Origin of the sequence: Streptomyces sp. NPDC006925, from assembly GCF_042869575.1 — a bacterium.
Classification (GTDB): Bacteria; Actinomycetota; Actinomycetes; order Streptomycetales; family Streptomycetaceae; genus Streptomyces.
Window position 1 is genome coordinate 181,436 of sequence record NZ_JBIAGB010000009.1, and the last position, 11,925, is coordinate 193,360.

At 73.7% G+C, this 11,925-nt stretch carries 11 protein-coding genes; 3 read left to right on the forward strand and 8 right to left on the reverse strand.

The features are described from left to right. Nucleotides 1–70: 70 nt before the first annotated feature. On the reverse strand, nt 71–979 hold the full coding sequence (locus ACFYNS_RS15370) for a hypothetical protein (protein WP_388603178.1): 909 nt from the start codon (nt 977–979) through the stop codon (nt 71–73). A 226-nt stretch (nt 980–1,205) separates the two neighbouring features. On the opposite strand from ACFYNS_RS15370, the gene ACFYNS_RS15375 reads away from it, so the two are divergent. Further along, on the forward strand, nt 1,206–1,754 hold the full coding sequence (locus tag ACFYNS_RS15375; protein WP_388603180.1) for a hypothetical protein: 549 nt from the start codon (nt 1,206–1,208) through the stop codon (nt 1,752–1,754). Nucleotides 1,755–1,810: 56 nt separating this feature from the next. Here ACFYNS_RS15375 and ACFYNS_RS15380 read toward each other — a convergent pair whose 3' ends face one another. The 4 genes from ACFYNS_RS15380 to ACFYNS_RS15395 all read right to left on the reverse strand — a co-directional run bounded on the left by ACFYNS_RS15380 (nt 1,811) and on the right by ACFYNS_RS15395 (nt 4,615). Further along, nucleotides 1,811–1,969 carry a hypothetical protein gene (locus ACFYNS_RS15380; protein WP_360303529.1) on the reverse strand — a complete coding sequence of 53 codons (159 nt, stop codon included), beginning with the start codon at nt 1,967–1,969 and terminating at the stop codon, nt 1,811–1,813. Between the two features lie 236 nt (nt 1,970–2,205). Then, a complete protein-coding gene (locus tag ACFYNS_RS15385) occupies nt 2,206–2,988 on the reverse strand; it encodes an enoyl-CoA hydratase/isomerase family protein (RefSeq protein ID WP_388603183.1) in 783 nt (260 codons plus the stop codon). After that, nucleotides 2,985–3,470: a Zn-ribbon domain-containing OB-fold protein gene (locus tag ACFYNS_RS15390; RefSeq protein WP_388603185.1), complete on the reverse strand. Its 486-nt coding sequence runs from the start codon at nt 3,468–3,470 to the stop codon at nt 2,985–2,987. Before ACFYNS_RS15390 ends, ACFYNS_RS15385 begins: the two co-directional genes overlap by 4 nt. Nucleotides 3,471–3,475: 5 nt before the next feature. Next, nucleotides 3,476–4,615 carry a lipid-transfer protein gene (locus tag ACFYNS_RS15395; protein WP_360302745.1) on the reverse strand — a complete coding sequence of 380 codons (1,140 nt, stop codon included), beginning with the start codon at nt 4,613–4,615 and terminating at the stop codon, nt 3,476–3,478. Between the two features lie 207 nt (nt 4,616–4,822). Here ACFYNS_RS15395 and ACFYNS_RS15400 point away from each other — a divergent pair, with 207 nt between their 5' ends. Next, nucleotides 4,823–6,445 carry a FadD3 family acyl-CoA ligase gene (locus tag ACFYNS_RS15400; protein WP_388603188.1) on the forward strand — a complete coding sequence of 541 codons (1,623 nt, stop codon included), beginning with the start codon at nt 4,823–4,825 and terminating at the stop codon, nt 6,443–6,445. Between the two features lie 142 nt (nt 6,446–6,587). Here the strand turns inward: ACFYNS_RS15400 and ACFYNS_RS15405 are convergent, their stop codons facing one another. The 3 genes from ACFYNS_RS15405 to ACFYNS_RS15415 all read right to left on the reverse strand — a co-directional run bounded on the left by ACFYNS_RS15405 (nt 6,588) and on the right by ACFYNS_RS15415 (nt 10,418). Further along, nucleotides 6,588–6,746 (reverse strand): hypothetical protein, encoded by a 159-nt coding sequence (locus ACFYNS_RS15405; RefSeq protein WP_360302738.1) that lies wholly within the window; start codon nt 6,744–6,746, stop codon nt 6,588–6,590. A 251-nt stretch (nt 6,747–6,997) separates the two neighbouring features. After that, nucleotides 6,998–7,246 carry a hypothetical protein gene (locus ACFYNS_RS15410; protein WP_360302740.1) on the reverse strand — a complete coding sequence of 83 codons (249 nt, stop codon included), beginning with the start codon at nt 7,244–7,246 and terminating at the stop codon, nt 6,998–7,000. Nucleotides 7,247–7,472: 226 nt separating this feature from the next. Beyond that, nucleotides 7,473–10,418 (reverse strand): BTAD domain-containing putative transcriptional regulator, encoded by a 2,946-nt coding sequence (locus tag ACFYNS_RS15415; RefSeq protein WP_388603190.1) that lies wholly within the window; start codon nt 10,416–10,418, stop codon nt 7,473–7,475. A 190-nt stretch (nt 10,419–10,608) separates the two neighbouring features. Here ACFYNS_RS15415 and ACFYNS_RS15420 point away from each other — a divergent pair, with 190 nt between their 5' ends. Beyond that, entirely contained in the window at nt 10,609–11,829 is a 1,221-nt protein-coding gene (locus ACFYNS_RS15420) for an amidohydrolase family protein (protein WP_388603192.1), read from the forward strand. Nucleotides 11,830–11,925: the final 96 nt, after the last annotated feature.

Consider the following 11,925-nt stretch of genomic DNA (forward strand, 5'->3'; position numbering starts at 1 on the left):
CGGTCCGCGTCCCGGGCGCCCCCACCGGGCGCAACCGGGTGGGGGCCGGGAGCGGGGTGGGGCGGGTCGCTCAGGCCGCGTCCCGACCGCGGTGCGGCCAGGTGTCCTCGTCGTCGGGGTCGCCGGGGCTGCCGGGCCTGCCGGGGCTGCCGGGGCTGCCGGGGTTGCCGGACCGCCGGTTCCCGGAGGGCGGCCAGGCGTCCTCGGGCCGCCGCTCGTACGGCTCGTCCAGCGGAGCCCCCTGGGTGCCGGGCTGCGGCTCGTACGGTTCGGGGCCCTCGGGCAGGGGCGGTTCCGGGTGCATCTGCCGGGGCCCGCCGTACGGTTGCTGCGGCGGTGGTGCCCCCGGCTCGGGCGGCGGCGGCCCCGGGTACGCCTGCGGAGGCGCTGCGCCCGCGCCCGGTCCCGGCGGCGGCTGCTGCCACCGGGGATCGGCGTAGGGCCGCTCCGGCGGCGGGGGCCCCACGTACGGTTGCTCCAGGGTGTCCTCGGTGCGGTCCGGTGCCCCGTGGAAGGGCGGCGCTGCGGCTGCCGGTTCGGCCGCGTGCCGTCGTCGGGCCGCGACGCGGCGGCCCGACATCAGGGCCCCGGCGAGCAGCAGCAGGAATCCGCCGCCCAGGGCGAGCCAGGCTCCGGAGGCCAGCCCGCCGGTGTTGCCGGCGGAGAGGCTTCCGGCGGCCTGCCCCTGCCGCACCATCCACAGGATGGTGACACCCAGGCCCAGCACGCCCGCCAGCGCCACGGTCAGCCGCGAACGCAGCAGCACGCCGAGCACGGCGATCACCGCCACGGCCAGCATCAGCACGAACAGCCCGGTGAACAGGGCCGCACCGGCGCTGGTGACACCGGTCCCCGTGAAGAGGTCGTCGATGCGGAAATCACGCCCAAGGCGGCCGTCGTACCACGGTCGGAAGGGGCTGTATACGGCGGCCGCCGCTCCGGTGAGGGCGAGCAGGGACCCGAGAAGGTTCCGGATCATGGTCTCGCCTCGCTTTCCGGCGCCGCTCCCGGCGCCGCACGGGTGCGTGATCCGCATCCGACGCTACGCCGCCGGGAACCCCCTCGCCACTGCGCGCGTCCTGAGCCGATGATAGGAGTTGTACTGCACGCGACAACTGTCTGACGGGGGTGCCGTCGCGCCCTCGGGCGCCGTGTGCGCGCGGCGCGCACCGACGGTCGCAAAACGATGTCTCGGGGGAGTCCCAATGAAGCGGATGCGTCATCTCAAGCTGATCGCCGCCGTCACGCTCGTGCTCGTGGCGCTGAGCGGCTTCAGCCCGGCCCGGTCCTCGGGCGGCCGCGGTGGGAGCAAGAGCCACAGCAAGAGCCGCAGCGGGCACGGCGGCGGCGGTTGCAGCAGCAAGAAGTCCAGCAGCCACAGCTCCAGCCGGCACTACGACGACTACGACGACGACTACGACAGCGACGACAGCTACGGCACCACCACCTCCGGCAGTTCCAGCAGCTCCCGGGCCAGGGGCTCGGGCACCGTCACCGAGTGCGCCGCGGCCGCGGGGAAGAACCTGAAGAACCGGGACGAGCCCGGTGCCACCGTGCGGGTCCGCAACTCCGGCGGGAGCAACGGCACCTTCGACGTGGAGGTGGCCTTCCGTGACGGCAACAGCAAGACCGTCGACACGGGTTCGGCCATCGCCGTGGTGCGCCCCGGCCGCAGCAAGACGGTCCAGGTGCCGATGGACCACCCCGACCAGCTGCGCAAGGTCCGCGAGTGCGAGGTCACCTCGGTCTCCTGAACCGGCCGACCCCGGGGCCGGCCGGTTCAGGAGACCGGCCCCCGGGGCGACGCCGCTCAGGGGGTGGAGTGCCCCAACAGGAACAGGCTGCCCAGGACGAGGAACACCGTGATGACGATCAGCGCGAGGCCGACCGGGTTGTTCGGGTTGTACACGTACCGGTTGGTTCCCCAGCGGCTGCGGATGAAGACGGGCTCGTGGTCGCGCTTCTGCATGCCGGAACGGTAGAAGGCGCGGGCCGCCGGTGTCGGGGGCTGCGCCCGGCAGTCTCGGCCGCCCGCACCTTGCCGGGCCGCGCCGCGCGCCACGGGCAGCCGCGCTCCGCCGGGCCAGGGGCGCACACCCGCCGGGCCAGGGGCGCACACCCGCCGGGACCCGGGGCACGCCCGCCGGTCGCCTCAGCGGTCCGTCTCCCGGACGCCACCTCGGCAACCGGCCGGGACCGCACCCGCTAGCGGGTGCGGAAGGTGCCCCTGCCGCGCTCCCGGAACAGCGCGGCCTGCTGCCGCGGCGGCAGGTTGCCGAGCGCGATCAGGGGCGGAGCCTGGGCCATCGCCTGGTTGCGGGCAGCCTCTTTCGCCGCCCACACGGCGCGCACGGTGCCCTGCACGGCCGCGGCCGGGTGCCGGGCCAGCACCCGTGCGCACTCCAGCGCCGCGGCCAGCGCCCCGCCGACGGGTGCGAGCTCGGAGACGAGCCCGGTCTCGTAGGCGCGGCGTCCGGAGATCCGCTCCGCGGCGCCCATCAGCGCCATCCGCGCGACCTCGCCGAACGGCATCCGCTGCGCCATCCCCATCGCCTCGTAGGCGCCGACCATGCCGTAGCTGGTGTGCGGGTCGAAGAAGGCGGACTCCTCGGTGGCGACGAGGAACTCCACCTCGCTCAGCAGGTAGAAGGCGCCGCCGCAGGCCATGCCCTCCACGGCGGCGACGACCGGGATCCACAGGTCGCAGCTCTTCGGCCCGATCGACAGCAGCGGGTCCTCGATCGCGAAGGGGGCGTGCGGCTGCGGGATCGCGTCCTCCGCCTCGGCGGCGGCCCGGTCGATGCCGGTGCAGAAGGCCCGGCCGCCCGATCCGGTCACCACCGCGGCCCGCACCGAGCCGTCCGTGCGCAGGTCGCGCCAGAGGCCGGTGAGCGCGCGGGCGTCGGCCAGGTCGAGCGCGTTGTGTCTCTCGGGACGGTCCAGTGTGACCACGGCGACGCCGTCCTGCCGTGCGACGCGGATGCTCACGGCCGCTCCAGCACCCAGCGCGGCAGTGTCATCCGCCGGTCGCCGTCGCCCAGTTCCCGGAAGACGGCGCGTACCGGCGCGCCGATGCGCAGCCTGTCGCCGGGCGCCGAGCCCAGCGGCGCGTCCGGCGCGGCGACCAGGTTGCCCACCAGCCGGATCGCCGGGTCGTCGGCGAGTTCGATCACCAGGACGTTGTAGGGGGCCGCTTCGGCGTATCCGGGCAGCAGCGGCGGATGGGCCACCACGTAGGACCAGACGCGTCCGCGGCCGTTCGTCCGCTGCCAGTCGCTGTCGAACGACTGGCAGTGCGGGCAGCACGGGCGGGGCGGGAAGCGCCGGGCACCGCAGTCGGCGCACGCCTGGACGCGCAGTTCGCCCGCGGCGGCGTAGGACCAGAACGGGGTTCCGTCGTCGTCGGGTACGGGCAGCAGCAGGCCGGTCTCCGCCGGGGAGGCGGCGGGCGGCGGTGTCCGCGCGGTCATCGGGATCAACTCCTCAGCAGCAGTGCGGAGGTGGGCACGCCCTCGCCCGCCGTGACCAGGCAGGTGGCGGCGTCGGGTACCTGGGCGGTGGAGGTGCCGCGCAGTTGGCGGACGCCCTCGGTGATCAGGTTGAAGCCGTGTACGTACGCTTCGCTGAGGCCGCCGCCGGAGGTGTTCAGCGGCAGCCGGCCGCCGATCTCCAGGGCGCCGCCCTCGGTGAAGGCGGCGCCCTCGCCGCGCCCGCAGAACCCGTACCCCTCCAGCGAGAGGGGGACGAGCGCGGTGAAGGCGTCGTAGATCTGCGCGACGTCCACATCCTGTGGACACAGATCCGCGTGCTTCCAGAGCTGCTGCGCCGCCGTCCAGGCCGGGCCGCGCAGGGGGTCCTCGGCCCAGTAGTTGACCATCCCGTGGTGCTGCGCCGGCAGGCCCTGCGCGACGGAGTGCACGTACACGGGTCTGCTGCGGCAGTCGCGGGCGCGGTCGGCGGAGACCACGACGCACGCCAGGGCGCCGTCGGTCTCCAGGCAGTTGTCGAACAGGCACAGCGGCTCGCTGATCCAGCGGGAGGTCATGTACATCTCGCGGGTCAGCGGCCGTTCGTACATCATCGCCGCGGGGTTCTGGTTGGCCCGGTTGCGGCACGCCAGCGCCACGTTGAACAGGTGGTCGCGGGTGGCGCCGTACTCGTGCATGTAGCGCCGGGTGAGCATGCCGATCTCGTCCGCCGGGCGCAGCAGTCCGAAGGGCCGGGTCCACTGCGCGGGGGTGGGGAGCTGCGCGGTGGTCTTCCGCCAAGGGCGGCCGCCGGAGCCGCGCTTGCGGGAACGCCAGGCCACGCCCACCGTGGCCTGGCCGGTGGCCACTGCCGCTGCCAGGTGGGCGACGGTGGCGCAGGAACCGCCGCCGCCGTAACCGGCCTTGGCGAAGAAGGTCACGTCGCCCGCGCCGACCGACTTGGCGACCTCGACCTCGTCGGTCTCCTCCATCGTGTACGAGGCGAAGCCGTCCACCTCGGCAGGGGCGATGCCCGCGTCCTCCAGTGCCGCCAGGATCGCGCGGCAGGCGAGGGTCTTCTCGGATTCGGGGAGCTGCTTGGCGAACGGCGTCCGGCCTATGCCGACGATCGCCGTGGCGTCCTTCATGGCGTCCTCCCGGCCGTGCGTGGGCGCCCTCACGGGTCGGCCCCTGGCGTCTCCGGTGCTGACAGTGCGGGAGGCTACCGCTAATCTGACGGTGTGTCAGGCGTGTCGGGGTCGTCGGACCTCGGCGGACCGGCCGCCGCGGCGACGTCGTCCGGCAGCGGCACCGGCAGCGGCACGTCCGGCCCGGACCGACCAGGGAGGCGCACGGTGAGCGGTACGGCCCCTTCGCCCGCGGACGGAACCATCCCGCGGACCATCCCCGAACTGGTGCGCAGCGCGGCCGAGCGGTACGGGCCACGCGAGGCGGTTGCCGACGGCCGCACCCGGATCACCTACGCCGAACTGGGAGAGCGCGTCGAGCGGGCAGCGGCCGCCGCACTGGCCACCGGGGTGCGACCGGGCGACCGGGTGGCCGTCTGGGCGCCCAACACGGCGGACTGGATCGTCGCCGCGCTCGGCGCCGTCACCGTGGGCGGCGTCCTGGTGCCGCTCAACACCCGTTTCAAGGGCGCGGAGGCCGGCTATGCGCTGACCCGGACCCGCGCCCGGCTGCTGTTCGTCACCGGCACCTTCCTGGGCACCTCCTACGTCGCGGCGCTGCGCCGCGCCGCGGGCCAGGGGCCGGGCACGGGACCGCTGCCCGGCCTGCCGCACCTGCGCGAGGTGGTGGTGCTCGCCGACGACGCGCCGGAGAACTTCCGCACCTGGGCGGACTTCCTGGCGGGCGGCGCCGGCGTCCCGGCCGAGGCGGTGCGCGCACGCGCGGCGCGGATCGCCCCCGAGGCACCGTCCGACATCACCTTCACCTCGGGAACCACCGGTCACCCCAAGGGCGTGGTCCTCACCCACGAGCAGACCCTGCGCGTCTACGCGTGCTGGAGCGAACTGGCCGGACTGACCGCAGGCGACCGCTATCTGATCGTCAACCCGTTCTTCCACAGCTTCGGCTACAAGGCCGGGATCATCGCCTGCCTGCTGCGCGGCGCGACGATGGTCCCGCAGTCCGTCTTCGACGCGGAGGCCGCGCTGGCCCGTATCGCCGCCGAACGGATCAGCGTGCTGCCCGGCCCGCCCACGCTGCACCAGGCACTGCTCGACCACCCCGCCCGCCGTCGGCACGACCTCTCCGCGCTGCGGCTGGTGGTGACCGGCGCGGCCGTCGTCCCGCTGGAGCTGGTCGAGCGGCTGCGCACGGAGCTGAAGGTCGGCACCGTGCTCACCGCCTACGGGCTGACCGAGGCGTCCGGGACGGTGACCATGTGCCGCCGCGGCGACCCGGCCGAAGTCGTCTGCGCGACCTCCGGCCGTGCCATCCCGGGGACGGAGGTGAAGGTCGTCGCCGGCTCCGGCGCCCGGCAGCCACCGGGCACCCCGGGCGAGGTGCTGGTGCGCGGCTACCACGTGATGTCCGGCTACTTCGAGGAACCCCGGGAGACGGCCCGGGTGCGCACCCCGGACGGCTGGCTGCACACCGGTGACGTGGGAGTGCTGGACGCCGACGGCAACCTGCGGATCACCGACCGGATCACGGACATGTTCGTCGTCGGCGGCTTCAACGCGTACCCGGCCGAGATCGAGCAACTCCTGCTCCGCCACCCCGACATCGCCGAGGCCGCGGTGGTCGGCGTCCCCGACCGCCGCCTCGGCGAGGTGGCCAAGGTCTTCGCCGTGCGCCGCCGCGATGCGACGGTGACCGCGGACGAGCTGATCGCCTGGTCCCGCCGGGAGATGGCCAACTACAAGGTGCCCCGCGAGGTCGCGTTCGTGGCCGAACTGCCCCGCAATGCTGCGGGGAAGGTGGTCAAGGCGCGGTTGCGTGCGCGGCCCTGAAGGCGCTGCGCCGGGTGCGCGCGGGCCCGGGCCGGAAACGGATCCGCGCCGGGGCGGACGGTGCGGCCCCGGCGCGGACCCGGGCCGGGACTCACCCGGCTCAGGTGCGGTGGTCGTTCTGCCGCGTGAGCGGCCCCGGCGCTCAGGTGGAGTGGTTGTTCTCCGTGTGGGCGGCACCGGCGGTCAGGTGGTGCCCCACGGACGGCTGATCGGCGGTGGCGGCGAGGGAGGACCCCGCCAGCAGACCGACGAGGCCGAAGGCGAGCGCCGTTGCGGCAAGAAGGCTTCTTACACGACTCACGGTGACTCCAGATCGGTTCGGGATCGAATGCTTGTGCCTTGACTGTTCAGTACCCAACTCCGGGCGTTCTGCCCGGAGAACCGGCGACCTGTCCGCACCGGTCCTGAGCGGGCCGGTCGTCGGCGGGCGTGGCCGCCGGGTGCGGGCCCGGGCCCGCACCCCGGCGGTGAAGGCGCGGGTTGCCATCGACGACTCCCCCTCTACGCCGTCGATGGCGACCCGCGCTTCTTCCCCCTGCGGTGATGGTCTCGTTACCGGGCGCCGACTCGGGCCTGCTCGGGCTCCCCGGACTCCTCGGACTCCCCGGATATCCGGGAGTCCTCGGACGTCCCGGGCTCCTGCGACGCCTCAGGAAGGATGGTGCCGTGGTTGTTCTGGGCGACCATCGGCGTGCTGGTGCCGTGGTTGTTCTCGGTGCTGGGCGTGCTGGTGCCGTGGCTGTTCTCGGTCCCCGTTGTGGACTCTTCCTGCTCGTCCACGGTCTGCTCGTGAGTGGCCATGGTGGCTAGCTCCTCGATCTAGGGCGTTGAGTCCCTGGTGGAAACCCGCCCGGCAGCTCCCCCGAGGACCGCCGGACGGGTCTGTTGCGGCCGCTCACCGTACCGGGGCCAGCGGCTTCCCCCCTGACCCGCCTGCCCCCCGACGCGGCGGATCGTTGAGTAAGAGCATCGCCGAGAGCGATAAACGATTGATGAACGCCCGATAATCGAGGCCGCGAGGGGGCTCTCAGTGCTCAGCGACCCGCGTCAGCAGGTCTCTGACCTCGGCACTTTCGGGCGAGCCGAGCGGCTCGAAGATGGCCAGCGCCTCTTCCAGGCAGGCCCGTGCGCGCCGGGACTGGCCCAGCTGGGCCAGCGCCTTGCCCAGGACGACGAGGACCGTCGCCTTCCGCCACTCACCGCCGATGACGCGCAGCGCGATGGCCTGCTCGGCGTGCTCGGCGGCCCGGGCCGCGTCCCCGGACAGCAGGTGCGCCTCGGCGATCCGGAAGTGGGTGACGCCCTCCCACCGCGACTGGCGGCTGACGTGGAAGATCTCGCGCGCCTCCGTGAGGTGCCGCAGCCCCTCCTCCCCCCGCCCGGCGGCCGAGAGCGCGGAGCCCAGCGTGTAGAGCGCGTTGGCCATCCGCAGCGTGCTGTCCATCTCCTCGTAGACGGCCACGCCCTGCATGGCCAGTTCGACCGCACTGTCGTGCCGCGCCAGCGCGGTGTGGACCCGCGAGAGGTTGCACAGCGCGCTCGCCTCCGAGGGCCGGTTCTCATCGGCGCGGAAGGCCAGGATGGCCGCCTCCAGGTGGTTCTCCGCCTCCTCGTGCCGGCCGAGGTAGGTGGCGAGGATGCCGAGGTCGTTCGGTGCGTAGGAGCAGGAGAGCGGGTCGTCGGCGGAGCGTCCCAGCTCCAGGGCGCGCACCGCCTCCGCCTCGGCCTGCGGGAACCGCCCGGCCAGCGCGTGGGCGTGGGTCAGCATGATGCCCGCGCGTGCTCCCGGGAGGGCCTCGCCTGCCCGCTCCGCGGCCTCCCGCACCACTGCCGCCGCCCGCTCGTAGCGGAGCGAGTGGACGCCGGAGTCCGCGAGGTCCTTGGTGGCCACGAGCAGATCGGCGGCCGGGCGGAGGGCCCCGCGGGAGGCCGCCTGCCCGATCGCCGCCATCAGGCACTCCCCTTCGGTGAAGAGCCACTCCAGGGCGCTCTCCTGGCCGGGGAAATCCAGCCCTTCGCCCATCGGCGGGCCCAGATGGTCGACGGTCCGGTCGCGGGGATGGTCCCAGGCGAACACGTGTCTCGCCGTGGCGAGGTAGAAGTCCAGCAGCCGGGCCCGCGCCGACTCGCACTCGCCGGTGGGCTGCTCGTCCCGCTCCGCGCACGCGCGGGCGAAGAGGCGCACCAGGTCGTGGAAGCGGTAGCGGCCGGGCGCGGCGGACTCCAGCAGGGAGGTGTCCACCAGAGATTCCAGCAGGTCCTCGCTCTCCTCCGGGGCGCGGTCCAGGAGGGCCGCCGCGGCGTCCAGGGAGATGTCCGGCCCCTCGGCGAGCCCCAGCAGCCGGAAGGCGCGGGCCTGTTCGCGGTCGAGCTGGCCGTAGCCGAGTTCGAAGGTGGCCTTCACGGCCTGGTCGCCGACCTGGAGCTCGTCCAGCCGGCGGCGCTCGTCGCCGAGCTTGGCGGCGAGCGCGGAGACGGTCCAGGTGCGGCGGGCCGACAGCCGGGCCGCGGCGATCCGGATGGCCAGCGGCAGGAAACCGCAGGCCGCCACCACGTCCATGGCGGCCTCGCGTTCGGGGAGCACCCGCTCCGCGCCGACGATCCGGGTGAAGAGGGCGAGGGCCTCCTCGGGGTTCATCACGTCCAGGTCCACCAGGTGGGCGCCGGCCAGGTCGACCATCCGCGCCCGGCTGGTCACCAGGGCCGCGCACCCGGAGGCGCCGGGCAGCAGGGGCCGCACCTGGGCGGCGTCCCGGGCGTTGTCGAGCAGGGTCAGCACCCGGCGCCCGGCCAGCAGCGAGCGGAAGAGCGCGGAGCGCTCCTCGGTGCCGCTGGGGATGGCCGAGTCGGCGACCCCGAGCGCGCGCAGGAACGAGCCGAGCACGGTCTCGGGGTCGACCGGGGCGGCTCCGGCGCCTTGGAGGTCGACGTAGAGCTGGCCGTCGGGGAACCGGTCGGCGGCGGCGTGCGCCACGTGGATGGCGAGGGTCGTCTTGCCGACGCCGCCGATGCCCGCGACGGCGGAGACCGCCATCACCGTGCCGTCGGTCTGCGCCAGCTCGTCGCCGAGTTCGGACACGAAGGTGGCCCGCCCGGTGAAGTCGGCAACGGTCGCCGGGAGCTGGGCCGGCCGGGTGGCCTCGGTGCCGGGTGCGGACGGGTCCTCGGCCGACTGGTAGGCCAGCTCGTCGTCGGCCTCGAGGATGCGCTGCTGGAGTTCGGACAGCTCGGTGCGCGGATCGACGCCGAGTTCGTCGGCGAGCAGTTTGCGGGTGTCGGCGTAGACGGCCAGTGCCTCGGCCTGCCGTCCGCTGCGGTAGAGGGCGAGCATCAGCAGTTCCCGCAGCCGCTCCCGGAGCGGGTGCGCGGCGGTGAGCGCGGTCAGTTCGCTGACGGCCTCGGCGTGGCCGCCGACCTGGAGGTCGAGGTCGAGCCGCAGCTCCAGCAGGCCGAGCCGCCACTCGCCCAGCCGGACGCGCTGGTGTTCGGCGTAGGGGCCCGGGACGTGGGCGAGCGGTTCGCCGGCCCACTGGGCGAGCGCGGAGCCGTACAGCGCGCGGGCCGCCTCGCGGTCGCCTGCCGAGGCCGCCTTCTCGGCGCGTACGGCGAGTTCGTGCGCCGTCTCCGCGTCCAGGGTGGCCTCGGGGCCGGTACGGACGGCGTAGCCGCCTGATTCGCTGACCAGGATCCCGGCGGCGGAGCCGAGGGCCTTGCGGATGCGCGAGGCGTAGGTGCGCAGCGCGGCCTTGGCCCGGTCGGGCGGGTCCTCGCCCCAGATCGCGTCGATGAGCTCCTCGGCGGTGGAGGTGCGGCCTCCGGGCAGCAGCAGCGCCGCCAGCAGCGCCTTCTGCTGGGGTGAGCCCATGGTCAGCTGCTGGTCCCCGCGCCAGGCGCGGACTGGACCGAGCACAGTGAAGTGAAGCTGGTTCCCCTGACGCTCCGTTCCGACCTGTTCCTGGTCCCCGGCGCCCATTGGTGTGCCCCCTGCGAATCCGCACTCCTCCGTTCCCCGCACGGGTCAGTCTGCCTTGTTCTCGGCAATTCCGTCAGCCGAGTGCCGGCCTCTCTACGAACCCTTCGAATTCGGAGGGGAAACGGGCCGTCGCGGAAGGTGTCGGCAACGCGGAGCTGACGGACCGTCAGATCAGCGTTACCGTGGCGGTATGGAGACCTTTCCGAAGATCATCTCGGTGGACGACCACACGGTCGAACCCCCGCACGTGTGGCGCGACCGGCTCCCCTCCCGCCACCGGGAAGCGGGCCCGCGCATCGTCCGCGCACCGCTGAAGGAGATGACCTTCGTCGGCGGGAAGTTCGCGCCCACCATGGGCGCCCCCGGCGACGAGGGCCCGCTCGCCGACTGGTGGGTCTACGAGGACCTGCGCCGCCCGCTCACCCGGCTGGACACCGCCGTCGGCTGCGACCGGGACGAGGTGCGGCTGGAGGCCATCACCTACGAGCAGATGCGGCCCGGCTCCTACGACGTGGGCGCGCGACTGGCCGACATGGACGTCAACCACGTCCAGTCGGCCCTGTGCTTCCCCACCTTCCCCCGGTTCTGCGGGCAGACCTTCACCGAGGCCAAGGACCGCGAACTGGGCCTTTTGGGCGTGCGGGCCTACAACGACTGGATGGTCGAGGAGTGGTGCGGCCCGCAGGCGCAGGGCCGGTTGATCCCGCTCACCCTGGTGCCGCTGTGGGACGCCGAACTGGCGGCCGCGGAGGTACGGCGCAACGCCGCCCGCGGCGTACGCGCGGTCTGCTTCTCGGAGATCCCGCCGCGCCTGGGCCTGCCCTCCGTGCACACCGATGCCTGGGACCCGTTCCTGCGCGCCTGCGAGGAGACCGGCACCGTCGTCGCGATGCACATCGGCTCCTCCAGCCGGATGCCCTCCACCTCGGAGGACGCCCCGCCCGCGGTCGGCTCCACGATCACCTTCGCCAACTGCTGCCTGTCGATGGTCGACTGGCTGATGAGCGGAGTCTTCGACCGCTTCCCGCACCTCAGGATCATGTACGCCGAGGGGCAGATCGGCTGGATTCCCTACATCCTGGAACGGGCCGACGTGGTGTGGGAGGAGAACCGGGGCTGGGGAGGCGTGGCCGACAAGGTGCTGCGCCCGCCCTCCGAACTGTTCGCCGAGCATGTACACGGCTGCTTCTTCGACGACGCGTTCGGACTGCGGAACGTGGAGTCCATCGGGGTGCCCAACATCCTCTACGAGACCGACTACCCGCACTCGGACTCGACCTGGCCCCACTCCAGGGAAGTCGGCGAGGAGCAGATGGGGCACCTGCCCGCGGACGTGGTCGAGCGCATCGTCCGCGGCAACGCCATCGACCTGCTCGGTCTGACGGACGACGGGCTGTGGCCCGGCCCCTGAGGCGGAACGGCGGGACCCGCGTCGCCGAACCGCTGAGGGACCCCCCGGGGGCCCGGCTCCCGGATCCCCGGGAGGCGTGGCCGGCGCCGAGGACGC